Genomic DNA, 24,806 nt, shown 5'->3' with positions numbered 1-24,806 from the left:
TCGTTGTTTCAGAACAACACAGTGGACGCGAGCAACTGAGGACAAGCCCTCGGCCTATTAGTACCGGTCAACTCCACCCCTTACGAGGCTTCCATATCCGGCCTATCAACCCAGTCGTCTACTGGGAGCCTTACCCTCTCAAGGAGGTGGGAGTGCTCATCTCGAAGCAGGCTTCCCGCTTAGATGCTTTCAGCGGTTATCCCTCCCGAACGTAGCCAACCAGCCATGCCCTTGGCAGGACAACTGGCACACCAGAGGTTCGTCCGTCCCGGTCCTCTCGTACTAGGGACAGCCCTTCTCAACACTCCTACGCGCACAGCGGATAGGGACCGAACTGTCTCACGACGTTCTAAACCCAGCTCGCGTACCGCTTTAATGGGCGAACAGCCCAACCCTTGGGACCTACTCCAGCCCCAGGATGCGACGAGCCGACATCGAGGTGCCAAACCATCCCGTCGATATGGACTCTTGGGGAAGATCAGCCTGTTATCCCCGGGGTACCTTTTATCCGTTGAGCGACGGCGCTTCCACAAGCCACCGCCGGATCACTAGTCCCGACTTTCGTCCCTGCTCGACCCGTCAGTCTCACAGTCAAGCTCCCTTGTGCACTTACACTCAACACCTGATTGCCAACCAGGCTGAGGGAACCTTTGGGCGCCTCCGTTACTCTTTAGGAGGCAACCGCCCCAGTTAAACTACCCACCAGACACTGTCCCTGATCCGGATCACGGACCCAGGTTAGACATCCAGCACGACCAGAGTGGTATTTCAACGACGACTCCACAACAACTGGCGTTGCTGCTTCAAAGTCTCCCACCTATCCTACACAAGCCGAACCGAACACCAATATCAAGCTATAGTAAAGGTCCCGGGGTCTTTCCGTCCTGCTGCGCGAAACGAGCATCTTTACTCGTAATGCAATTTCACCGGGCCTATGGTTGAGACAGTCGAGAAGTCGTTACGCCATTCGTGCAGGTCGGAACTTACCCGACAAGGAATTTCGCTACCTTAGGATGGTTATAGTTACCACCGCCGTTTACTGGCGCTTAAGTTCTCAGCTTCGCCCGGACGAATCCAAGCTAACCGGTCCCCTTAACGTTCCAGCACCGGGCAGGCGTCAGTCCGTATACATCGCCTTACGGCTTCGCACGGACCTGTGTTTTTAGTAAACAGTCGCTTCTCGCTGGTCTCTGCGGCCACCCCCAGCTCAGAGTGCAAGACTCATCACCAGGAATGGCCCCCCTTCTCCCGAAGTTACGGGGGCATTTTGCCGAGTTCCTTAACCATAGTTCACCCGAACGCCTCGGTATTCTCTACCTGACCACCTGAGTCGGTTTGGGGTACGGGCCGCCATGAAACTCGCTAGAGGCTTTTCTCGACAGCATAGGATCATCCACTTCACCACAATCGGCTCGGCATCAGGTCTCAGCCTTAATGAGTGACGGATTTGCCTATCACTCGGCCTACACCCTTACCCCGGGACAACCACCGCCCGGGCTGGACTACCTTCCTGCGTCACCCCATCGCTCACCTACTACAGACTTGGATCAGCGGCTCCACCACGTCCCTTTGTCCGAAGACTCCGGGCCGGCTTCACGGCTTTAGCATCACCTGGTTCGACGTTGGCGCTTCAAAGCGGGTACGGGAATATCAACCCGTTGTCCATCGACTACGCCTGTCGGCCTCGCCTTAGGTCCCGACTTACCCTGGGCAGATCAGCTTGACCCAGGAACCCTTGGTCAATCGGCGCAAGAGTTTCTCACTCTTGTATCGCTACTCATGCCTGCATTCTCACTCGTGTACCGTCCACAACTGGTTTCCACCGCCGCTTCACCCGGCACACGACGCTCCCCTACCCATCACAGCAGGCGTTGGCCCTATATGCTGCAATGACACGACTTCGGTGATGTGCTTGAGCCCCGCTACATTGTCGGCGCGGAATCACTTGACCAGTGAGCTATTACGCACTCTTTCAAGGGTGGCTGCTTCTAAGCCAACCTCCTGGTTGTCTCTGCGACTCCACATCCTTTCCCACTTAGCACACGCTTAGGGACCTTAGTCGGTGTTCTGGGCTGTTTCCCTCTCGACCATGGAGCTTATCCCCCACAGTCTCACTGCCACGCTCTCACTTACCGGCATTCGGAGTTTGGCTAAGGTCAGTAACCCGGTGAGGCCCATCGCCTATCCAGTGCTCTACCTCCGGCAAGAAACACGTGACGCTGCACCTAAATGCATTTCGGGGAGAACCAGCTATCACGGAGTTTGATTGGCCTTTCACCCCTAACCACAGGTCATCCCCCAGGTTTTCAACCCTGGTGGGTTCGGTCCTCCACGAAGTCTTACCTCCGCTTCAACCTGCCCATGGCTAGATCACTCCGCTTCGGGTCTTGGGCATGCAACTCAAACGCCCTATTCGGACTCGCTTTCGCTACGGCTACCCCACACGGGTTAACCTCGCTACACACCGCAAACTCGCAGGCTCATTCTTCAAAAGGCACGCAGTCACGGCCCATCAGCAAGCTGATGAACGACGCTCCCACGGCTTGTAGGCACACGGTTTCAGGTACTATTTCACTCCGCTCCCGCGGTACTTTTCACCATTCCCTCACGGTACTATCCGCTATCGGTCACCAGGGAATATTTAGGCTTAGCGGGTGGTCCCGCCAGATTCACACGGGATTTCTCGGGCCCCGTGCTACTTGGGTGTTCTCCAAACGAGCCGTACAGATTTCGTCTACGGGGGTCTTACCCTCTACGCCGGACCTTTCGCATGTCCTTCGACTACCCATACGGTTTCTGACTCGTCGACCGGCCGGCAGACCGATCAAGAAGAATCCCACGACCCCGCGATGGCAACCCCTGCCGGGTCTCACACCATCGCGGTTTAGCCTCATCCGGTTTCGCTCGCCACTACTCCCGGAATCACGGTTGTTTTCTCTTCCTGCGGGTACTGAGATGTTTCACTTCCCCGCGTTCCCTCCACATACCCTATGTGTTCAGGTATGGGTGACAGCCCATGACGACTGCCGGGTTTCCCCATTCGGAAACCCCCGGATCAAAGCCTGGTTGACGGCTCCCCGGGGACTATCGTGGCCTCCCACGTCCTTCATCGGTTCCTGGTGCCAAGGCATCCACCGTGCGCCCTTAAAAACTTGGCCACAGATGCTCGCGTCCACTGTGCAGTTCTCAAACAACGACCAGTCACCCACCATCGACAACCCCTACAGGCTGCCTCAAGTGAGACCGGCATCTCTGAAGCAACAGCCTTACGGCCGTTCCCTCAGGACCCAACAACGTGCCCGACACGGAGTAATCACAACCAGCGTTCCACGCCCGAAGGCAGTACTAGCAAGTGCTCTCACTACGTGCCGAATAGTCAACGTTCCACCCATGAGCGACCGTGCAGAACATTCGCCTGCAAGCGGCCATGTGCTCCTTAGAAAGGAGGTGATCCAGCCGCACCTTCCGGTACGGCTACCTTGTTACGACTTCGTCCCAATCGCTGGTCCCACCTTCGACGGCTCCTCCCCTTACGGGTTAGGCCACCGGCTTCGGGTGTTACCGACTTTCGTGACGTGACGGGCGGTGTGTACAAGGCCCGGGAACGTATTCACCGCAGCATGCTGATCTGCGATTACTAGCAACTCCAACTTCATGGGGTCGAGTTGCAGACCCCAATCCGAACTGAGGCCGGCTTTTTGGGATTCGCTCCGCCTCGCGGCATCGCAGCCCTTTGTACCGACCATTGTAGCACGTGTGCAGCCCAAGACATAAGGGGCATGATGATTTGACGTCGTCCCCACCTTCCTCCGAGTTGACCCCGGCAGTCTCCTGTGAGTCCCCATCACCCCGAAAGGCATGCTGGCAACACAGAACAAGGGTTGCGCTCGTTGCGGGACTTAACCCAACATCTCACGACACGAGCTGACGACAACCATGCACCACCTGTATACCGACCACAAGGGGGCGACTATCTCTAGCCGTTTCCGGTATATGTCAAGCCTTGGTAAGGTTCTTCGCGTTGCGTCGAATTAAGCCACATGCTCCGCTGCTTGTGCGGGCCCCCGTCAATTCCTTTGAGTTTTAGCCTTGCGGCCGTACTCCCCAGGCGGGGAACTTAATGCGTTAGCTGCGGCACCGACGACGTGGAATGTCGCCAACACCTAGTTCCCAACGTTTACGGCGTGGACTACCAGGGTATCTAATCCTGTTCGCTCCCCACGCTTTCGCTCCTCAGCGTCAGTAATGGCCCAGAGATCCGCCTTCGCCACCGGTGTTCCTCCTGATATCTGCGCATTTCACCGCTACACCAGGAATTCCGATCTCCCCTACCACACTCTAGCCTGCCCGTATCGAATGCAGACCCGGGGTTGAGCCCCGGGCTTTCACATCCGACGCGACAGGCCGCCTACGAGCTCTTTACGCCCAATAATTCCGGACAACGCTCGCACCCTACGTATTACCGCGGCTGCTGGCACGTAGTTAGCCGGTGCTTCTTCTGCAGGTACCGTCACTTGCGCTTCTTCCCTGCTGAAAGAGGTTTACAACCCGAAGGCCGTCATCCCTCACGCGGCGTCGCTGCATCAGGCTTTCGCCCATTGTGCAATATTCCCCACTGCTGCCTCCCGTAGGAGTCTGGGCCGTGTCTCAGTCCCAGTGTGGCCGGTCGCCCTCTCAGGCCGGCTACCCGTCGTCGCCTTGGTAGGCCATTACCCCACCAACAAGCTGATAGGCCGCGGGCTCATCCTGCACCGCCGGAGCTTTACACCCACCCCCATGCGGAGGAAGGTCATATCCGGTATTAGACCCCGTTTCCAGGGCTTGTCCCAGAGTGCAGGGCAGATTGCCCACGTGTTACTCACCCGTTCGCCACTGATCCACCCCGAAGGGCTTCACCGTTCGACTTGCATGTGTTAAGCACGCCGCCAGCGTTCGTCCTGAGCCAGGATCAAACTCTCCGTGAATGTCTTCCCGACTGTGCTCAATGAAGAGCGCGGGCTGCACTCGCGTCGAGCGGCACGGCAACCACCGGAATAGGGCGGCCCCGCGCACTGCGTCCTCGCTAGTGTTTACTTCATAAAGGAATCTCCAACCCCGATCGCAAGGACCAAGGCCGGGGATGTCAACATATCTGGCGTTGACTTTTGGCACGCTGTTGAGTTCTCAAGGAACGGACACTTCCTTCGGACCGCCTTCCAGCGGGCCCTCCGGGCGCTTCGTTCTTTCGTGTTTCCAGCTTACCAGATGTTTTCCGCTCCGTTTACCGGCGCTTCGTTCACCTGATTTGCTTTCCTTCGGCCTTTCGGCGCTTCCGACTCTAGCAGATCGCTCTGCTTCGTCTTTCCGCGCTTCCGGCTTTCCGGAGGTTGTCGGATTATCGACCCGGGGGCCTCTCCGACGTGTTGAACTCTAGCCGAACCGCGCTTCACAAAGCGAATCCGACCGCAACCGACTTAAACACGCACAACAATTCGAGCGGAGACGCACTGAAAGGCGACCCAGCCGGGAAGAGAGGTGTGAACAAGAGGATTGGCCGCCCCGGGACCGTCCGCGCGATTGCGTGTCCGGTGCTCCCAGCCGAGCGACTAGGAAACACTACCCGCCCCTGGCGGCAGAGGCAAACCTCCCCGGCCGGCCCAGACCGGGGGCTCGGCGGTCCGCCCGCCAGAGCCTGCCAGAGCCCTGGAGAGCCCCCGGAATGACGTCGGCGGCCCGGACGCCCGATGGCCGGATGTGACAGATCGCCGTCATTGCAGTCGTCCGGGTGCTGCCGTGACGATGGATGCATGCCCACTCCACACCGTGTCGTCATCGCGGTCTTCCCCGATGTCGACCTGCTCGACGTCACCGGTCCGGCCGAGGTCTTCGCCCTGGCCAACCGGGAGACCGGCGGCCGGGCGGGCTACGAGATCCGGCTGGCCGGCCCCGACAGCGGGCCGGTCGTCACCTCGGCCGGGGTCCGCCTGGTCGCGGACCTCTCCTTCTCCGAAGTGGGCGCCGCAGTGGACACGCTGCTGGTGCCCGGCGCGGTGGAGCTGCGCCCCGACGGTCCGGTGGCCCGGGTCGACGAGGCCGTCGTGGAGTGGGTGAGGGAGACGGCACCGCACGCACGGCGGATCGCCTCGGTGTGCGTGGGAGCGCATCTGCTGGCGGCCGCCGGGCTGTTGGACGGGCGGCGGGCGACCACCCACTGGTCGACCGCGGCCCAGCTCGCCGCCGACCACCCGAAGGTCAGGGTCGACGCCGACCCGATCTTCGTCCGCTCGGGCCGGGTGTGGACCGGCGCGGGCATCAGCACCTGCATGGATCTGGCGCTCGCGCTGGTCGCCGAGGACCACGGCGAGGACCTGGCCCTGGCCGTGGCCCGCCAGCTGGTGATGTATCTGCGGCGGCAGGGCGGCCAGAGCCAGTTCAGCGTGCCGCTGAGCCGGCCCGCCCCGGCCCGCAGGGACATCGACGAGTTGCGCGTCTTCATCACCGAGCATCTCGACGAGGACCTGTCGGCCCCCGTCCTGGCCGCGCGGATGTGCCTGAGCGAGCGCCATTTCGCCCGGGTCTTCCGCCAGGAGACCGGCACCAGCCCGGCCGCCTACGTGGAGGCGGCCCGGGTCGAGGCGGCCCGCCGCCTGCTGGAGACCACTGACCAACCACTGGAGCAGATCGCGGCGGGCATCGGGATGGGCTCGGTGGAAACGCTGCACCGCGCCTTCCGCAAGCAGATCAGCACCACCCCGGCCTCCTACCGTCGCCGTTTCCGCACCACGTCCTGATCGCACCACGTCCTGATCGCACCGGCGTCCTGGTCGCACCGGTCTCGTCGCCCCTGCGTCGGGATCACCGGACGCCCTGACCGCTCCCTCACCCGGCCACCGCGGCACGCGAGTCGTCGCGGCCGAGGCTCCGCCATGCCTGATTCCCGGCACCGGCACGGATACGGGCCGCCCGAATCCGCCCTTGTCCACCCCTTCTCACGTCCACCCCGTTCCGGTCCGGCGTCGCACCTTCCGGTCCGGCTTCCGACCGAATCCGTCATCCGCCCGAAAGGACACCCCAGCCATGTCTGCCTCCACCACCCTGCGTGACGTCATCGGCCTCGACAACACGCCGCCGCGCCTCGGCGAGAGCACCCTGATCATGATCGACTTCCAGAACACCTACCGCGGTGGCGTGATGGCGCTCGACGGCGTCGAGCCCGCCCTGGCCGCCGGGGCCCGTCTGCTCGCCGCCGCCCGCGCGGCCGGCACGCCGGTCGTCCACATCGTCAACGACGGCGGCGAGGGCACCCCTTATGACATCCGCGCCGAGATCGGTGCGATCAGCCCCGAGGTGGCACCGATCGACGGCGAGCCGGTCGTCGTCAAGCAGTTCCCCAACGCCTTCCACCAGACGGAGCTGGAGAAGACACTGCGCGACCTGGGCTCCGGACTCGACCTGGTGCTGGCCGGGTTCATGACCCACATGTGCGTCACCTTCACCGCTCAGGGGGCGTTCAACCTCGGCTACCGGCCCACCGTCGTCGCCGAGGCGACCGCCACCCGCTCGCTGGCCGCGCCCGAGGGCGGCCCCGTGCCCGCCGCCGGACTGCAGGCGGCGAGCCTGACCACGATCACCGACCTCTTCGGCATCGTGGTCCCCACCGTCAACCAGCTCGCCGGCTGACACGTCGGCGCTGCCGACCCCAGGCCCGCCGGGCCGACGGTCGGCAGCGCCCCTGTTTCGCTCGGGGGTCGGGACAGGGGCCGGGGCCGCCCCGGGTCCACACAGCTGCGCGGCGTCGGCCCGGCCACCACCGTGCTGCCGCGACGGCCCACGGCGGAGTCGGCCGGGCGCCGGGCCCATCCGGGGGCCGGCCGGGGCCGGGGTTAACCCGGTCGGGGCTCGGTCCGAGCTCTGCTAATGTTGGCGGGCAACATCAGCGCGGGCCTATAGCTCAGACGGTTAGAGCGCTTCCCTGATAAGGAAGAGGCCACAGGTTCAAGTCCTGTTAGGCCCACCGCTGGAACCCCCGGACGTCTGTCGTCCGGGGGTTCTTCTTTGCCCGTCGCGCTGCCTCTCCCCGGGCACGGCCTCCCGCCCCGGGCACCGCGTCCGCGTCCCGCCCGGGGCTCGGCGTGCCCACCCGCCCCGGGCGGTGTCGGTCCGCCGGACGGCGTGGGGCGACCGCCCGGCGGGGTGGGTCAGGAGAGCAGGCCGTTGTAGTCCGGCAGCTTGAAGGTGCGCTCGGCGTGGCCGCCGTCCAGGTCGGTCCAGTTGTTGCCGACGCTGGCGATGATCGTGTAGCCCTCGTTCTCGACCTCGACCCGCTCGTCCGTCTTGTACTGCTGGACCGGCTTGAACAGGTCACACAGGTCGCGCCCGTGCAGCTCGTCCACGGTGTAACCGGCCGCGGCCAGGCTGTGCCGGGTGATCGGGTCGATGAAGTCCACCCGCGCGGTGACGAAGATGATCGCGACCCCCCGGCTGTGGGCGTACTGCGCCAGCTCCACGACCGGCGCGATGCCCGACATCGCGAACGGGTGGAAGTGCGTGGCGAGCGTGGTGTTGTCGATGTCGAACACGATCGCGGGCTTCTCGCCGGTGGGCGACGCCGTGCGCTGCTCGACGTACGCGCGGGCGGGCGCGATCGCGGCGCCGACGTCGGCCAGCCACTGCGCCTCGGTCACCGCACCGCTGCTCGCGGCGGCGGCGACGGCCGGGGCCTTGACCGGAGCAACCGGGGCCGCCGGGGCCTTCGGGGCCGCGACCGCCGGGGTGGCGAGACCGGCGGTGATCGCGGCCGTGAGGGCCGCTGCGGCAACGAGCCGTGCCTTGATGCTCATATCGGGGAGGTGGCCTTTCGTCTGTGGGGGTCGTCGGTCGGCGCGGCGGTGGGGGTCGGTCGGTGGCGCGAGTCGCGACGACGTTGTGGCCGGGCGGAGCGGGCCTCCCTCGGACGAGGTCCTCGCTCGACGGGGCCGCCGCGGGCGCCGGTCGACGGAGGGTCGAGGGCATGCCGAACGGCCGGCTGTCGGCAGGAGTCGCCACCGGGGGGCCGAGCGCCTTCCGTCCGGCGGGAGCCGGTCGGGAGGGGGCCGAAGTCGCCGCCGACCGGGTCAGTACAGCCGGGTCGCCCCGCGCGGCCGGGCCCGGCGTCCCATGAGGGGGCGTCAGGCGCGGTCCACCGGAAGGTCCCTGAACCCGGGGCAGTCGTTCCGCCCGGGCGAGAACGTACACCAGCCGACGGGGCGAGCCAATACCCGCGGGTAACAGAGAACCGGCGGGCGGGCGAACATCCATCGGCGGGACTCCGGACCCCGACGGCACGCCGCACGATCCGGCCTCGTACGACGCGCCGCCACCGGACGCTGCGGGGCCGAGACCACCGGACGCCGGGGCCGTCACCGCCGGACCCTACGGGGCCCTCACCACCGGGCGCCCGGGCGCCGTCGCCGGCCTCGGACGACCCGTCGGCGCGACCGTCGGCGCGCCCGTCACCGCCGGCCCGGAGCGCCGCCGAGGATCGCGGTGAGGCCGTACTCGAAGCGCTCGTCGAAGGAGTCGGCGGCGAGGTGGCCGAGGACGCGCCGGAGGGCCGCGCTGGACGGGGCGCTCGCGACCGTACTTCTCCGGGCCGCCTCCGATCGGCGGCGGCGGGTCTCGGCCCCATAGACGGCGGGTCTCGGGCCGGTAGGCGGCCGAGGGCGGGCCCGCGGGCGGCCGGGGGCGGACGGTCTCGACCGTGCGGGCCACCGGGCCCCCGAAAGGGGTGAATCGGATAGAACGATATAAATCGCGCAAAACGTGAATCAGGTGTCGTATGTCGGGTAGAACACCCGTGCGGCGTTCGCCCGGCCTACGCCGCTCCGCACCCTGCCGGGTGCCACCGGGACCTCCGGCCGAATCCGGCCACCGGTCCCGGAGGGAAAGAGACCCGGGGTCGGCGCACGTCACGCGCCGCCGCCGGGCGTTCACCCGATGCCCTGGAGATACACGTGTCCACCACCCTGGAGAACGTTCCCCGAGCCCCCGTGCCCCCCGGCCTGCCGGCCGACCTGCCACCCCGGCCGACCGAGGCCGAGTTGCGCTCGATGGGCAAGACCGAGGCCCGCGAACTGAGCGACGCGCTCTTCGACCGCCTGATCGCGCTGCCCCGGGAGTCGCACGCCTACAGCTACGTGCGCGGCACCGTCATCGAGCTGAACATGCCGCTGGTGCGCTTCATCGCCGCCCGCTTCCGGCACCGCGCCGAGGACATGGACGACATCCTGCAGGTCGGCACCATCGGCCTGATCAAGGCCGTCGACGGCTACGATCCCGGCCGCGGCGTCGAGTTCGTCACCTACGCGATCCCCACCATCGCGGGCGAGATCAAGCGCTTCTTCCGCGACACCTCCTGGCCCGTGCGCGTACCGCGCAGCATGCAGGAGCTCTACCTCACCGTCGCCCGCGGCTCCGACCGCCTCGAACAGCGGCTCGGCCGCCTCCCCCAGCCCGAGGAGATCGCCGAGGACCTCCACCTCACCGTGGACCAGGCCACCGAGGGGCTCGTCGCCGGCCGCGTGTACCGGCCGGACTCCCTCGACGCCCCGCGCGACCAGGACACCGACGAGACCGGCAGCGCCATCCTGGACCGCATCGGCATCTGCGACCCCGGCATCGAACTCGCCGACTTCCGCACCGCCGTCCGGCCGCTGCTGGCCCAGCTGCCCGCCCGTGAACAGACCGTCCTGAAGCTCCGGTTCTGGGACGGCTGCACCCAGTCCGAGATCGCCGAACGCATCGGCGTCTCCCAGATGCACGTCTCCCGGCTGCTCACCACCACCCTGGCCCGGCTGCGCGAGCAGCTCGACGACCAGGACGCCCCCGGCTGGGACGACCTCCCGCACGAGCCCCACCCGGACTGATCCGGGCCGGCGCCGCCAGGCGTCGAGGCGGCCCGCCCCTCGTGTGGGGCGGGCCGCCTCAACGCGCCCGGTCGGGACGGACCACGGTCAGGACGGACCGGCGGCCCCGGCCGTCACCCGCAGGGCGACGTCGATGCCCCGCAGGAAGTGGTCGAGGTCACCGGGATTGCGGGAGGTCACCAGTCGCCAGCCGTTGGCATCGTCCGTGACCAGCGGTTCGTCGAGCCAGGTCGCGCCGGCGTTGGCGAGGTCGGTGCGCAGCGACGGGTACGAGGTGAGCCGCTTGCCGAACGCCACCCCCGCCTCGGCGAGCAGCCAGGGCCCGTGGCAGATGGCGGCGACCGGGCGGCCGGAGGTGGTGAAGGCGAGCACCGCCTCGACCGCCTTCCGGTGGAGTCGGAGGGTGTCCGCGTTGATGGTCCCGCCGGGGATGAGCAGCAGGTCGTAGTCGGCGGGGTCGACCTCGTCGAGGGTGTGGGTCGGGCGCACCCGCTCCCCCGGCTCCTCGTCCCCGACGAGCGTGCGGATGTCGTCCGCGGTGGGGGCGGCGATGTCGACTCGAACGCCGTCGTCGCGCAGGTGCTGGGCGGGGACGAGGAGTTCGTCCTGTTCGACCCCGTAGTTCGTCACGATCGCGAGGACCTTGGTGTCGCTGGTCATCGTTCCTCCTGAAGGTCGGGACTGGGTGGGCGGAGACGTTCCTCGGGGCTCGGCCCATCGGTGGGCGGGCGCAGCCGGTGGGCGGGGACGCGGACGCCGGCACCCCTCCGCGCCCCGGGAGCCGGCGGGTACCCGGCTTCGCGCCCGGCATGCCGGATTGGTGGCGTCCGGTTCGGGTAGCCGCGCGGCATCGGCGAGCGGGTGGCGCCCGCTCCGGACCACCGGGAGGCAGTGGTGAGCATCAGACGACGGTCCTGGGCCCTGGCGGTGCAGAACCGGTCCGGCCGGGAGCAGGACGGTGCGGGTGGCGCAGGTGGTGCGGGTGGCCTGCGACGGCGCCCGACGGACGGCACAGGCCCACCGGCCGCCGCCCCGTCGTCCGCCGGCGCACCGGCGGCGGGGCGCGGTGAGGACCGGCCGGTGCCTCCGGCCGCCGACAGCGCCGCACCCTGAGGGCGGCCCCGGCACCGGCCGGAGGCCCGCGTCGACCGACGGTGTCGGGTTCCCGGCGCCGTCGGTCACGGCACCGTTTGTCGCCGCACCGTCGATCACGGCAGCGCGTACGCCTGGAGGCAGGGGTGCCGGCCGCTGCCGGCCGGCGCCGTGAGGACGGTGGCCACGCCGCCGGTGATCTCCACCCGCAGGCTCCCGTCCGCGCTCTCCCAGACCGGTTCGCCGTCGGGGCCCGTCGCGTCGGTCGCGTGGACGACGACGGTGGTGGGCGGGGCGTGGCCGCCGACCGGGCCGGGCAGTGTCACCGCGTAACGGCGTTCGAGGCTTCGCATGGCGGGCTCCTGCTCCCCACCCCCGGCTGACCGGCCCGTACCCGTACCCGCGGCACCCGGTCGGGGGCGGGCACGATCACCCGGCACCACGGCCGACGCCGACGGGCCGGCGATCCGGTCGGGACCGCCGTCCGGACCTCCGGGCCTTCCGGAACTCCTCCGGTACCCGGGCGGGTCCCCCGTAGCGGCCCGGCCAAACGCCGCCGACGGCGATACACCCGGCGGTGTGGACTCGACCGCGTGTCGCTTCACCGGCGGCCGGATTCGAGTTTGGCGGAGCGGTGCCCGGCAAGCCGCCCGTTATGGATGCCTCAGCTCTGCACCTGCACCCGTGGTCCCGCCGACTGCGCCGGGCGCTGGACGCCCCGGCGCACTGGGAGTTCCTCGACGCCCCGGCCTCCTCGCTCGCCGACGCCGTGGAGTCCGTCCCGCTCGGGCCGTCCCGCGACGCCCTGCACGGGGTGTGGCTCGGCCACCCGCTCCACCCCGTGCTGGTCCAGCTCCCGATCGGCTGCTGGATGTCCGCGGGTCTGCTGGACTTCACCCCGGGCGGCCGCCGGGCGGCCGGCACCCTGGTGGCGGCCGGGCTGCTGACCGCCGGGCCGGCCGCGCTCGCCGGCTGGGTGGACTGGGCGCGACTCGACCCGCCGCGCCGGCGCACCGGCCTGGTGCACGCGCTGTCCAACACCACCGGTGTGCTGCTGTACGCCGGATCGCTGCTGGCCCGCTGCCGGGGGCACCGCGCCCGCGGCCGGATGCTCGGCCTGGCCGGGCTGACCGCCGTCTCGGTCGGTGGGGCGCTCGGCGGGCACCTCTCCTACCGGCTGGCCGCCGGGCCCGACCGGTCCGCCGCGGTGCCCCGGCTGGCGCCGCCCGACTGGGTCGGCCTCGGTCCGGTCGACGACTTCCCCGACGGCGAGCCCGTCCGCCGGACGGCGGGCGAACTGACGGTGGTCGTGGTCCACGAGGGCGAGCGCTACCACGTGCTCGCCGAGCGCTGCGCCCACCTGTCCGGGCCGCTGTCCGCCGGGACGGTGGTGGACGGCTGCCTGCGCTGCCCCTGGCACGGCAGCGAGTTCCGGTTGCGGGACGGCGAGGTGGTGCGCGGCCCGGCCACCGCGCCCCAGCCGGTCCTGGAGACCAGGGTGCTCTCGGGCCACCTGGAGGTACGGCTGCCGGGGGCCGGCTGACGTACGGGCCCGCCGAACCCCGTTCGGCCCCGTGTCCCCGGGCGCAGCCCGGGTAGGCGGTGCCGAGGAAGACGATGCCGAACGATCGAATCGAGCCCAGGAGCAGCCCTATGGGGACACCCCCGAACGACCCCGTACCGCCCAGTCCCACACCGGCTCCGGGCCCCGGCCCCGGCCCGCAGCCCGGTCCCCTGCCCGGTCCGGTTCCCGGCCCGGGCGGGCCGGACCCGGTACCGCCCGCACCGCCCCGGCCCGGACCGGACCCGCAGCCGACACCCGCCCCGGGACCGGATCCGCACCCCCGCCCCGGCCCCCTCCCGGGCCCGGGCCCGGCACCGGAACCCGTCTTCTGACCGGTCTCGTTGTCCGGGCCCGCCCGCGGGCCCGCGATCGGCGAGCGCTCCCCGGCGGCGGTCGCCGCCGGGGAGCCCCTGCGCCGAGGCGCTCCTGGAGGCCGGTCGTGGTCAGGCCCCGCCCGCCTCTTCGGCGACCTGCCGCAGCGTCCGTCCGCTGCGCACCGAGCGGGCCCGCCGGGGGTCGGGGGCGGGCCGGCCACCACCGTGGCCGTGCCGCACCAGCAGCCAGGCCGCGCGCTCGCCGGTGCCGTCCTCGCGGAACCGGGTGAGTGCCCAGTCCCCGCGCAGCTTGCGGCCGGCCAGCCGGAACGACGCGTGACCGGCGTCAAGCGCCTCCGCGAACGGGAGCTCGTGGCCGCGCCGGTCCGTACTGCGGTTCTCGTATCCGCCCTCGTCCCAGATGATCACCGTGCCGCCGCCGTACTCGGCCTCGGCGATGACCCCCTCGAAGTCGCGGTACTCCATCGGGTGGTCCTCGGTCGGCATCGCCAGCCGCTTGTCGTGCGGGTCACCGGACGGCCCCTTGGGGACCGCCCAGGACTTGAGCACGCCGTCGACCTCCAGGCGGAAGTCGAAGTGCAGGGTGCGGGCGTCGTGGATCTGCACCACGAACCCGGGCCGCGCGCCCGGTGCGGCGCGGCCGCCGCCCTCGGGTTCGGCGGTCCTGTCGAAGTCGCGCTTGCGGTGGTAGTCCGACAGCGCGTCCGAGCCGCCCATCCCGTCCTCCCTCCACCCCGTACGGCGCCTACCCGCGCTCCCGCGCCCCGACCCGCGCGCCCGCCCGGTTCCCGGTCCAGCGGCCCCGGCACGGGCCCCGCACGGGCCGGGTGGGAGTAGCGGTCGCGCAACTTGCTGCCACGGGGGCGGGATGTCCACGTACCGCTCGGTGGGGCCATGCTGGGGGGAGGGCTGTCGAGGGGGCGGCCGTCGGACGACCCGGGGAGGCGCGGCCATGGCCGTCGGGAGCACCGTGCGGGACCGCGGGGCGCCCGGGTCGGGGGCCGCCCGGCACCTGGTCCACTGTCCGCCGTCCTGGGACCACTGCCTGCTGGAGGCGCCGAGCCGCGGTGAGGAGCGGTTCCGGCTGATCGGGGAGGTCCCGGGGGCCGACGACGGGCCGGGCCACTTCCACGATCCGCTGCTGGTCGCCGAGGCGGTCCGGGAGACCGCCGAGTTCGTCGGACGGCAGTACTTCGGCGGGCCCCCGGACCGGGCCGGATGGTTCCGCCGGTTCGGACTCGACGTGACCGAGGTGGCCGCCTGGCGGGCCGGGCGCGGTCCGGCCCGGCTGACCGCCGAGCTGCGGGCCACGCCGACCGCGACGGTCGACGGGGTACCGCGCGGCCTCGACCTCCGCCTGGAGGTGTCGCTCGACGACGTACCGTGCGCGACGGGCACCGCGAGCCTGGCGTTCGACCCGCCAGGGCCGCCCCGCGAGCGGGCCGGGCGGTGGGCGGTGCGCGCCGCCCCCGGGCCGGCGGGCGCCCCGGCCGACCCCGGTTCGGTCGGCCTCGCCTCGGCGGCGGACGTGGTGCTGAGCGAGCCCGCCCGGGACTCCCGTGGCCGGCTCGACACCTGGGTCCTCCTCCGCCGGGACCGCCCGGCCGAGGGCCGGCTCCCGGCTCCGTTACTGCTGGAGGCGGTGCGGCAGGCCTCGGTGCTGGTCGCCGGGCGCGCCGGCGGGCTGGTCCCCGGGCGGACCCTGCCGGCCTCCTGCGACGTGCGCGTCCGCGGCCTCGCCGAGGTGGACCCGCCGGTGCACTGCGCGGCCGTCGCCGGGCCGGTCGGGCGGGACACGGCGGGCCGGCCGGCCGTCCCGGTCACCCTGACGCTGACCCAGCACCGGCGGACCGTCGCCGAGGCACGCACCACCGTGGTGCAGGACTTCTGACCCGCCGCCGGCCGGCGGGCCACCATCACCGCCGTCACCGTCGTCACTGCCGGGGACCCGGCGCACGAGAGCACAGCGAGTACGGGGGGTGGGCCCGGTGAGGTTCCGGATCCTGGGACCGATGGAGATCGAGGGCGGCACGGGCCCGCACACACCGCGGGCGGCCAAGCTGCGGGTCGTCCTCGGCACCCTGCTGGTCCACGCCGACCGGGTGGTCTCGGTCGACAGCCTGGTCGCCGAGCTGTGGCGGGACGAGCCGCCCCGCACGGCCACCGCCACCGTGCACGTCTACGTCTCGCAGCTGCGCAAGCTGCTGCACGCCGCCGACCCCGACCGGGGCCGGGAGCTGCTGCGCACCCAGTCCCCGGGCTACCGGCTCTGCGTCCCGCCGGACCGGCTCGACCTGTCCGAATTCGAGCGACTGCACCGGCGCGGCCGGGAGGCACTCGCCGCCGGCCGCCACCGCGCCGCCGCCGACCTCCAGCGCCGGGCCCTCGCGCTCCGGCGCGGCCCGCTGCTCTCCGACACCCCGCACGGGCCGCTGCTCGAAGGGGCCGCCGCCCGGCTCGCCGAGGCCGGCGTCGCCGCCCTGGACCAGCGGATCCGGGCCGACCTCGAACTCGGCCGGCACCACGAACTGATCGCCGAACTACGGTCGCTGGCCGCCGAACACCCGTTGCGGGAGGAACTGCACGGCCACCTGATCCTGGCCCTGTACCGGGCCGGGCGGCAGGCCGAGGCGCTGGAGGCCTTCGCCGAGCTGCGCCGGACGCTGGTCGCGGAGCTGGCGATCGAACCCGCGCCGCCGCTGCAACGGCTGCACCGGCGGATCCTGGCGGGCGATCCAGGGCTGCTGCGCACGGCGGCGAGCGGCGGCCGGGCCGTCGCCGTGGCCGTCCGGCCCGGGCACGAGAGGGCGATGCCGCCCGCCGACCCGGTCTTCGCGGGCCGCGGCACGGCCCTCGCCCAGGTCGAGGAGCTGCTGCGGGACGCCCCGGCCGGATCGTTCGTCGCGGTCGCCGGGCAGCCGGGGGTCGGCAAGACCGCGTTCGCCCTGGAGGCCGCCCGCCGCAGTGACCCGTCCTTCCCCGACGGTCGGCTCTTCCTGGACCTCCACCCCGAACGAGGGCGGCCGTTGCGCGCCACCGAGGCGATGTCCACCCTGCTGCGACGGCGCGGGGTACGGCCGGCGAAGGGCGCCGGGGCGGGCGAGCTCCGCGAGGCCTGGCAGGCCCAGCTGGCCGGTCGTCAACTCCTGCTGGTCCTCGACAACGCCGACTCCGAGGCGCAGCTGCGCCCGCTGCTGCCGACCACCGGCGGGAGCAGCGCGATCGTCACCGCCCGCCGGCTGCCCGCCGGGCTCGGCGGCATCCGGCCGGTGCTGCTGGACACCCTCGACCCCGAGGAGGCGCGGCTGCTGTTCGCGGCGGCCGCCGGCCCGGAGCGGGAGGCGGCCGAGCCCGCCGCCGTCCGCGAACTGCTGGAGCTGTGCGGGCGGCTGCCGCTGGCCGTCCGGGTCGCCGCCGCCCAGCTGACGGCGCGCCCGCACTGGAAGGTCGCCTGCCTGGTGGACCGGCTGCGGGACGAACGGTACCGGCTCGGCGAGCTGCGGATCGGCGAACTCGACGTCCGGGAGCCGCTGTTGCGGGCCTACCGGGACGCCCGGCCGGAGTTGCGGCAGGCCTTCCGGCTGCTCGGGCTGCTACCGGCCGGCCGGTTCGACCGCGCGACGGCCGCTGCGGTGCTGGGCCGCTCCCCCGCCGAGACCGCTCGCCTGCTGGACGGGCTGCTCGACGACCGGCTGCTGGCCGCCGACCGGGCCGGCCACCACCTCCCCGAGCTGCTGCGGGTCCTGGCCGTCGAACGGCTCACCGAGGAGGAGGACCCCCAGGACACCGGGGACGCGATCGAGCGGCTCTGTGCGGAGCACGCGCGCGCGGCCGAGCGGGTCACCGCCGTGCTGACGCACGCCCGGCCCACCGGGCAGGAGCCGCACGAGCCCGCCGGCTGGTTCACCCGTGAGCGGGAGGCGCTCGTCCGCGCCGTCCGGCAGGCCCACCGGGCGGGGCGGCCGGCCGCCGTCGTCCGGCTGGTGGCGGCGCTGGACGGCCACCTGGAGACGCACGCCGCCTGGGACGCCTGGGCCGAGACGCACGCCCTCGCCCTGGACGCGGCCCGGCGCTGCGGCGACCGCGGGGCCGAGGCCCGGACGCTCCGCTCGCTCGGCGATCTCGCCTGGCAGCAACGGCGCCCGGAGGAGGCCGGGGAGTACTACGGGCTGGCCCGCCGGGTCGCCGAGGAGTCCGGTCACCGGGCCGAGCTGAGCCGGGCCCTGGTCGGCCTGGCCGAACTGCGGATGGACGCCGGGGACGGCGCCGACGCCGACGCCCTGCTCGCCTCCGCCCACGCCACCGCGCTCGCCGACGACTCCGGACCGGCCGACCCGCGGGCCCGGTTCGACGTGCTGCGCGCCCTCGGACTCCACGCGCTCGCGGACGGTGACCACGCCCGGGCACACGCCCGCTTCACCGACTGCCTGGACCTCGCCCGCACCCTCCACGACCGCCGGCTGGAGTCCTTCGCCCACCGCGCCCTGCGCACCGCCCGGCCCGGCCCGGGCGACCACCTGGAGGTCCGCCCCGGCGTCTGGCGCCTGCCCGCCCCCGGCCGCCGGGCCGAGCCGGCGGGGTAGCCGAAGGACGGGCGGCCCCGGCGGGGTGGGCCGGCCGGTCCGAGGGCGGGCGAGGACGGCCAGGCGGTCGAGCGAGAACGGCCCCGGGAACGAGGGGCATCGGAGCGCCGACCGTCGGGACCGGGCCGAGTGCCCCGGCGGCGGGCGGGCGAGATCACACGCCGGCCGGGCCGGTCAGGGTGCGGCCAGGCGGGTGGCCAGGGTGGTGAGTTCGGTGCGCCAGGCGATGGTCAGCGGGGCTGCGGCGACGACCCGCCGGGTGCGGTCGAGGAGGTGGCCGATGGTGCGCTCGGCGCGGTCCGGGTCCTCGCCGCCCAGCAGCATCTCCCGCAGCAGGTCGCCGTACCAGTCGCGGTCCCCGCTGCCGTTGAGGAAGCCGCGCACCCGCCAGGCGGCGTGCAGCAGGCGGGCGTAGTCCTGGTACACCACCGCCAGGTCGCCGCGGCCCGCCAGCGCGGCGCCCATCAGCAGCGGGTGCTGGAGCGCGTACCAGCCGGTGCCGCAGCCTCGGGCGCAGCCCGCGAGGCAGCCGGCCGGCCACGGGTCGGCGAGGTAGCTGCTGGACAGCTCGGAGTCGACGTAACTGCCGCCCAGCCGGCCGATCCGCAGGTCGTGCCAGACCTGCCGGGCGGCGTCCGGCAGGCCTGCGGCGAGCCGGTCGGCGAGGGCCGTCGCGAGGTCCCCGATCAGGGAGGCCATGCCGACGCCGAACCCCTGGGCGTCACCGCACCAGCCGTTGCGCTCGTGCTCGGCCGCGTGCCGGACGTGCAGGGTCGGCGCGCCCTGCCGGAGCGGGGCGTTCTCCCGGGCGTCGCGGCGGATCAGGTAGCAGGTGTCGAGGAGTTCGAGGGCCGCCGCCGCGTCGACGGCGGGGCCGCCCGCCGGATCGCCGCCCGCCGCGAGGTAGCCGGTGAGCAGCACGGTCGGCCGGATCCGTTCGCCACCGGCGGTGACCAGGTCGGCCAGCGCCTCCACCATGCCCGCGGCCGGCGGGTCGACGGCCCGGCAGCGAGCGTGCTCGGCATGGAGCTGACCCCGCAGCCGCTCCTCGACCCGGGCCAGCATGCCGGTGCGCAGCACCTCGGGCAGGGCCGCGTCCGGCGGACCGGTGTGCGTCGTCATGGTGTCTCCGTGGGTAGGCGCGGCGTCGCACCGGGCCGGTCCGGCGGTCGGCCGGTCCGGCCGACGCCGCGGGCCCGGGGGGCTCCCGCCGCCGGTCCTGGCTGTTCACCGCGGTGCCGGACTCCCGTCACCCGGTCCGCCGGGCCGTCACACCCGGCCGCCCGAGCCGAGCAGGTGGAGTTCCGCGGGCAGTTCCCGCCGGCAGGTGATGTTGAGCTTGCGGTAGACCCGGGTGAGGTGCTGCTCGACCGTGCTGACGGTGATGTAGAGCTTCATCGCGATCTCGCGGTTGGTGTGGCCGTGCACCGCGAGCATCGCCACCCGCTTCTCCGAGTCGCTGAGTCTGGCGTGGAGTTCGGCGAAGTCGACGCCCCCGCACCGGGTGTCCTCGGACGGCCCGCCGGGTCCGCCGGGGCCGGGGGCGATCTGCTCGCACAGGGCCTGGGCGCCGCACTCCTTGGCGAGTTGCCAGGCGCGGCGGCCGACCATGCCGGCCCGGTTGGTGTCGCCGAGTTCCTTCAGCACCCGGGCGAAGTCGGCGAGCGTGCGGGCGAGTTCGTAGCGGTCCTCGGCCTCGTGCAGCTCGTCCACCGCGCGGGCGAGCAGCGCGTGCCGCTCGCGGGGCTCGCACAGGCCCGCCCGTACGCGCAGGGTGAGGCCGCAGATCCACGGGTGGGCGGCGTCCCGGTGGGCGAGCTGCTCGGCGATGAGCCGGGCGGCCTGCGGGACTTCGCCGAGCCGGATCAGTGCCTCGGCCGCGCCGCTGCGCCAGGGCATCAGCAGCGGCCGGTCCAGGCCCCAGCGCTTCAGGCTGCGGCCGATGTCGAGGAAGTCGCCGAGTGCGGCGTGGAAGCGGTGGGTGGCGAGGTGGTACTCGCCGCGGGCCCGCAGGTGGGCGAGACCGTGGATGCTGCCGGTCAGGCCTTCGGGCAGCGGGCGGCCGAGTTCGCGGGCGGCGGTGTCGTGGCGGCCGGCGGCGGTGGCGGCCCGGATCAGGGTGGCCGCCACGCCCCCGGCGTAGACGCTGCCGCCGCGTTCGGGCAGCAAGGCCAGGGCGGCCTCGGCCCGCCGCTGGGCGCCCGCCAGGTCGCCCTGCCGGAGCAGGGCCTCGGCGTGCAGGGCGGTGAAGGTGGTCTGCCAGCCGGGTGCGCCGCGCCGGACGGCCTCCTCCAGGAACACCTGGCACCAGGGCAGGGCGCGGGCCGGGCCGTCGGTGGCGAGCAGCGCCCGGACGGCCTGCACGATCGGGGCGGCGGTGCCGTCGCCGAGCGTGGCGCCGCGCAGGAAGGTCTCGGCCGCGGCCCCGGCCGCCCCGTCCGCGGTGTACTCGGGGACCGCCCACAGGGTGGCGGGCCCCTGGGTGCGGGCGGGCAGCGTTTCGCCGGGCCGGGCGCCCGCGGCCGACGGGGCCGGGCCGGCCCACCGGGGGAACGCCGAGAGGCCGTCCAGCGGGTCGGCGCCGCGGCCGAGCCGGGCGGGCTGTCCGGCGCGCTCGGCCTCGCGGGCGGCGGCCAGCCGTTCCAGGGCCTGGCCGGCCTCGTCGATCCGGCCCTGTTCGGTGAGCAGCCGGGCGAGCGGTCCGAGCCGGGCCGGGCCGAGCCGGCCGGCCCTGAGGGTCTCCAGCGGTCCGGCGAGGCTGCGCTCGGCGGCACTGGGGTTGGTCCGCCAGGTGATGGCGGCGAGCATGGTGCGGAACTGGGCGCGCTGTTCGTCGTCGGCCCGGCCGCGGTGGGCGAGTTCGAGGCAGGCGGCGGCCCGGTCGGTCGCGCCGTCGGCGAGCAGTTGCTCGGCGGCGGTGGAGAGCACCGCCACCGCCCACGGCAGCTCGGTGGGGCCGACGGCGAGGAGCTGGGCGGCCACGGCGGTGGTCGGGGCGCCGTCCTGGTAGGCGAGTTCGGCGGCGCGGCGGTGCAGGGCGGCCCGGTCGTCCGGGTCCATCCGGTCGAGCACCGCCTGCCGGGCGACGGGGTGGCGGAAGCGGTAGCCGTCCAGGATGCCGGCGGCGCCGAGCGTGGCGCTGCCCCGGACGACGGCGCCGTCGGTGCCGCCGAGCAGGCGGACGGCCAGTTCGCGCGAGCCGAGCTCGCCGAGGACCGCGACCACCTCGGCGAGGCGGCGCGCGAGCGGTCCGCAGCGGGTCAGGCAGGCGAGGACGGCCTGGGTGAAGGCGCCGCCGAGTTCGGGGGCGCGGCCGCCGGCCCGGTGCTCCTCGATCAGGGCGCGCAGCAGCAGCGGGTTGCCGCCGGCGGCGTCGGCGGGCGGCGGGGTTCTGCCGTCGGCCGGGGAGGCGGCGAGTTCCGTGCGGACCAGCCGGTCGACGGCCTCGGGGCGCAGCCGCTCGGCCCGGATCCGGACGAAGCTGCGCTGGCGCAGCAACTCGGTGCCGTAGACGGGGTCGTCGCCGCGCTCGTGGACCGACTCGGTGCAGACCAGCAGGACGCGGGCGGCGCGGGTGCGGCGGACCAGGTGGAGCAGGTACTGGCAGGACAGGTCGTCGATGTGGTGCAGGTCGTCGATGCAGATCACGGCCGGCGTGGTCTCGGCCAGCCGGTGCACGGCGGCGCACAGGGACTGCATCACGTCGATCCGGGACGGGTCCGGCGCCCCCGCCGGGTCCGGCAGGGATCCGGCGGGGGCGGCGGCGAGCAACTGGCCCAGCACACCGAGCGGGAGGTCGTGCTCGACGGCGGTGCCGATGGCGCGCAGCACCATCGCACCGGAGGCCGCCGCGCGTTCGGCGACCGTCTCGACGAGTTCGCTCTTCCCGCAGCCGACCGCGCCCTCGATCAGGACGATCCTGGGGGTTCCCTGCAGGCTGTCCGCGAGGGCGGAGTCCAGTACGGCCAGTTCTCGTTCACGGTCCATCAGCACTTTCGGCCCCCGGCTTCGTCCGCGTCACGGTCGGCGCGCCCGCCTCACGGCGATCGCCGGAGAGTCGTGGGCGCGGTTGAGACTTGCCACCCGGAAAGTGATCCGCCGGCGGTTCGAGTCTAGGCAGGCGGGACCGTCCGGACGGGGCGCCGAGGGCCGTCCGAAAGCTGCACGGCAACAACTTCCCCCCGCCTCGACGGGGGCTGTCCGGGGCGGGGTGACGAGGGGTCGGGTCGGGTACGGCGGGGCCCGACCGGCCTGCGTGCGTAGCGACTTGGGTGCGGGCCGGCCTGCCCTCAACCGGACGCGGTGGTTCCGGCGGGTGTCGGGGAAGGGGTGGCACCCGGGCGCCGGCGCACCGGCGGGCGGGAGGCTGCCGGGCACCCCGTCCGGGGCGAGTGGCCGTCAGGTCCGGGACGCGCGTCGGCGGGTCGGCCCACGTCGGCGGCGACGACCGGTCGGGCTGCGGCAGCGCGGAGTTGGACGGCGGACCGCCGGGCCACCCGGTGCGTGACGTGCGGGCCGGGACCGGAGAGCGGAGCGGGGGCCGCGGGCCGGGAAGGGCACCGGCGGCGGCGCGAGCGCCGGGGCGAGGGAGTACACACCTCGGGGCGCTCGGAGCGGGTCGTGATCGGCGGGCGGGGGCGCGCTCCGGCCGGTCGGCGGCGGACCCACCGACGACGGGTGGAGCGCGCGGCCCGGAACGGCGGGCGGGGAACGACTCACCGCGCCCGCCCCGGTGGTCCGTCAGCCGGCGGGCGGGGCGCCGCCGGGCGGCCGCCGGCCGGGCCGGGGGCATCCGGGCACTGCCCCGCACCCCCGGCCGGTCCGACGGGTGTTCGCGGGGGATCAGCCCCAGCGGTCGTCGTCCTCGGTCGCGGTGACCTTGAAGCCCAGGCGCGCGTCGGCGGCCTTGATGAGCAGTTCCTTCTTCAGGCCCCAGTCGTCGCTCGCGACGGGGGACGGTATGAGGTGGGTGATCCCCCAGCGGTCGTCTCCGGGGCCGGTGACACCGACGCCGGAGGCCGAGCTGTGGCCGAGCCCGAGCAGGGTTGCGACACCCACCGCGAGCAGGGCGCTCTTCGCCGCCACCCGAATCCTGATGGTCGAGACCTTCATCTTGTCCCCCAAGCAGTCGGAACAGGTCGGAAACTCCGGCAGGGCGACGGCCGCACAGCCTTTCACCGCTTGCCTGGGCTCTACTCTGCCGCGCGGACAACGCCCGGTCCGAGCGGATCACCATGGCGTAAAGTTGCATGGCAGGAACTTCGCATTCCGACGGGGGCTTCAGAGTGTTCGGACACCCACAGCTTCAGACCGGCTTCGCCGAACTAGACGATCTGAGTGCGAGCGCCTATGGACACGCCGTCGAGTCGGGCCGCTTCGACCGGAATGCCATCGCCGCCGTGCTGAAACTGGACGAGGCCGAGGTCAGCCGCATCGAGCAGGTGCTGCGGCTGATGCACCTGCTGCAGCCGAGACCGGGCGACCCGAACGTCCTGGTGCCGGTCAGCCCGGACGTGGCCGCGGCCGACCTGGTCGGGCCGGCGGAGCATCAGATCCGCGACCTGCGGCAGGCGGTCACCGACGTCCGCAGCAAGTTGCTGTCGCTCAGCCCCTTGTACTTCGAGGGCCGCCGGCTGCGCAACCGGTTCGAGGCGTTCGACGTGGTCACCGACGTCGACGCGATCCAGAACATGCTCGACCACCTGGGGCAGACCTGTCGCAAGGAGGTGCTCACCGTCCAGCCGGGCGGCGCCCGCCCCTCCACGCTGCTGCCGGCCGCGCGCAAGTCCGCCGAGGGCATGCTGGAGCGCGGGGTGCGGATGCACACCATCTACCAGCACACCGCCCGCAGCGACCTCCCGACCAAGGCGTACGTCCGTGACGTCACCGCGATGGGTGCCGAGATCCGCACCGCGGACCAAGTGATCGACCGGATGCTGATCTACGACCGCGAGACGGTGTTCCTGCCGGTGCGCACCGCGGACGAGGAGGAGTCGACGGGCGCGGCGATCGTCCGTGAGCCGACCCTGGTGGCCTTCCTCTGCGCGGTGTTCGAGCACCTGTGGGACAGCGCGACCCCGTTCGTCTACGACACCCCGACCACGGACGACCTCAAGCAGTCGATCATCCGGCTGATGGCCCGGGGCTACAAGGACGAGATGGTGGCACGCCGGCTGGGCATGTCGGTGCGCACCTGTCGTCGTCACATATCGGAGATCACCGAGGAGCTGGAGGCCACCAGCCGCTTCCAGGCCGGGTACAACGTGGCGATGGCGGGTCTGCTCGGGAAGGGTCCAGCGGGCGCCGAACCGCCGCCGAAGCCGCCCGCCTGACCCGTCACGGGCTCGCA

At 71.9% G+C, this 24,806-nt stretch carries 14 protein-coding genes, 1 tRNA gene and 2 rRNA genes; 8 read left to right on the top strand and 9 right to left on the bottom strand.

Annotated elements, in window-relative coordinates:
- Nucleotides 1–37: 37 nt before the first annotated feature.
- Nucleotides 38–3,158, bottom strand: a 23S ribosomal RNA gene (locus tag OG618_RS27810).
- A gap of 282 nt (nt 3,159–3,440) precedes the next feature.
- Nucleotides 3,441–4,964: ribosomal RNA gene (locus OG618_RS27805) — 16S ribosomal RNA — on the bottom strand.
- Together the 16S and 23S rRNA genes form the textbook arrangement of a ribosomal RNA operon.
- Nucleotides 4,965–5,786: 822 nt before the next feature.
- Between OG618_RS27805 and OG618_RS27800 the strand changes: the two genes are divergently transcribed.
- From OG618_RS27800 to OG618_RS27790, 3 genes are all read left to right on the top strand, one after another.
- Nucleotides 5,787–6,770 (top strand): GlxA family transcriptional regulator, encoded by a 984-nt coding sequence (locus tag OG618_RS27800; protein WP_329490278.1) that lies wholly within the window; start codon nt 5,787–5,789, stop codon nt 6,768–6,770.
- 286 nt (nt 6,771–7,056) lie between these two features.
- A complete protein-coding gene (locus OG618_RS27795; RefSeq protein WP_329490277.1) occupies nt 7,057–7,659 on the top strand; it encodes an isochorismatase family protein in 603 nt (200 codons plus the stop codon).
- 260 nt (nt 7,660–7,919) lie between these two features.
- Nucleotides 7,920–7,993, top strand: a tRNA-Ile gene (locus OG618_RS27790).
- 184 nt (nt 7,994–8,177) lie between these two features.
- On the opposite strand, the gene OG618_RS27785 is transcribed toward OG618_RS27790, so the two are convergent.
- Nucleotides 8,178–8,819 carry an HAD family acid phosphatase gene (locus tag OG618_RS27785; RefSeq protein ID WP_329490276.1) on the bottom strand — a complete coding sequence of 214 codons (642 nt, stop codon included), beginning with the start codon at nt 8,817–8,819 and terminating at the stop codon, nt 8,178–8,180.
- Between the two features lie 1,152 nt (nt 8,820–9,971).
- Here OG618_RS27785 and OG618_RS27780 point away from each other — a divergent pair.
- Nucleotides 9,972–10,883 (top strand): SigB/SigF/SigG family RNA polymerase sigma factor, encoded by a 912-nt coding sequence (locus tag OG618_RS27780; RefSeq protein WP_329490275.1) that lies wholly within the window; start codon nt 9,972–9,974, stop codon nt 10,881–10,883.
- An 87-nt stretch (nt 10,884–10,970) separates the two neighbouring features.
- Here OG618_RS27780 and OG618_RS27775 read toward each other — a convergent pair whose 3' ends face one another.
- Nucleotides 10,971–11,543, bottom strand: a complete 573-nt coding sequence (locus tag OG618_RS27775) for a type 1 glutamine amidotransferase domain-containing protein (protein WP_329490274.1) — start codon at nt 11,541–11,543, stop codon at nt 10,971–10,973.
- Between the two features lie 548 nt (nt 11,544–12,091).
- Entirely contained in the window at nt 12,092–12,328 is a 237-nt protein-coding gene (locus OG618_RS27770; RefSeq protein WP_329490273.1) for a DUF6296 family protein, read from the bottom strand.
- Between the two features lie 302 nt (nt 12,329–12,630).
- Here OG618_RS27770 and OG618_RS27765 point away from each other — a divergent pair, with 302 nt between their 5' ends.
- Nucleotides 12,631–13,518, top strand: coding sequence for a Rieske 2Fe-2S domain-containing protein (locus tag OG618_RS27765; RefSeq protein WP_329490272.1), 888 nt, complete (start codon nt 12,631–12,633; stop codon nt 13,516–13,518).
- Between the two features lie 464 nt (nt 13,519–13,982).
- On the opposite strand, the gene OG618_RS27760 is transcribed toward OG618_RS27765, so the two are convergent.
- Entirely contained in the window at nt 13,983–14,591 is a 609-nt protein-coding gene (locus OG618_RS27760) for a DNA polymerase ligase N-terminal domain-containing protein (RefSeq protein ID WP_329490271.1), read from the bottom strand.
- A 235-nt stretch (nt 14,592–14,826) separates the two neighbouring features.
- Between OG618_RS27760 and OG618_RS27755 the strand changes: the two genes are divergently transcribed.
- Both OG618_RS27755 and OG618_RS27750 read left to right on the top strand, forming a co-directional pair.
- Complete coding sequence (locus OG618_RS27755; protein ID WP_329490270.1) at nt 14,827–15,765, top strand: AfsA-related hotdog domain-containing protein; 939 nt, start codon at nt 14,827–14,829, stop codon at nt 15,763–15,765.
- 121 nt (nt 15,766–15,886) lie between these two features.
- Nucleotides 15,887–18,457: an AfsR/SARP family transcriptional regulator gene (locus OG618_RS27750; protein ID WP_329490269.1), complete on the top strand. Its 2,571-nt coding sequence runs from the start codon at nt 15,887–15,889 to the stop codon at nt 18,455–18,457.
- A 174-nt stretch (nt 18,458–18,631) separates the two neighbouring features.
- On the opposite strand, the gene OG618_RS27745 is transcribed toward OG618_RS27750, so the two are convergent.
- The 3 genes from OG618_RS27745 to OG618_RS27735 form a co-directional block, all read right to left on the bottom strand.
- A complete protein-coding gene (locus tag OG618_RS27745) occupies nt 18,632–19,579 on the bottom strand; it encodes a hypothetical protein (protein WP_329490268.1) in 948 nt (315 codons plus the stop codon).
- Between the two features lie 147 nt (nt 19,580–19,726).
- Nucleotides 19,727–22,444: a helix-turn-helix transcriptional regulator gene (locus OG618_RS27740; RefSeq protein ID WP_329490267.1), complete on the bottom strand. Its 2,718-nt coding sequence runs from the start codon at nt 22,442–22,444 to the stop codon at nt 19,727–19,729.
- 855 nt (nt 22,445–23,299) lie between these two features.
- The gene (locus tag OG618_RS27735; protein ID WP_329490266.1) at nt 23,300–23,569 is read right to left on the bottom strand and encodes a hypothetical protein; all 270 of its coding nucleotides are present in this window, start codon (nt 23,567–23,569) and stop codon (nt 23,300–23,302) included.
- 287 nt (nt 23,570–23,856) lie between these two features.
- Between OG618_RS27735 and OG618_RS27730 the strand changes: the two genes are divergently transcribed.
- The gene (locus tag OG618_RS27730; RefSeq protein ID WP_329490265.1) at nt 23,857–24,789 is read left to right on the top strand and encodes a LuxR C-terminal-related transcriptional regulator; all 933 of its coding nucleotides are present in this window, start codon (nt 23,857–23,859) and stop codon (nt 24,787–24,789) included.
- Nucleotides 24,790–24,806: the final 17 nt, after the last annotated feature.

This window comes from Kitasatospora sp. NBC_01246, assembly GCF_036226505.1.
Taxonomy (GTDB): domain Bacteria; phylum Actinomycetota; class Actinomycetes; order Streptomycetales; family Streptomycetaceae; genus Kitasatospora.
Note: the sequence above shows the minus strand (reverse complement) of the source record. Positions and strands in the feature narration are given on the sequence as shown.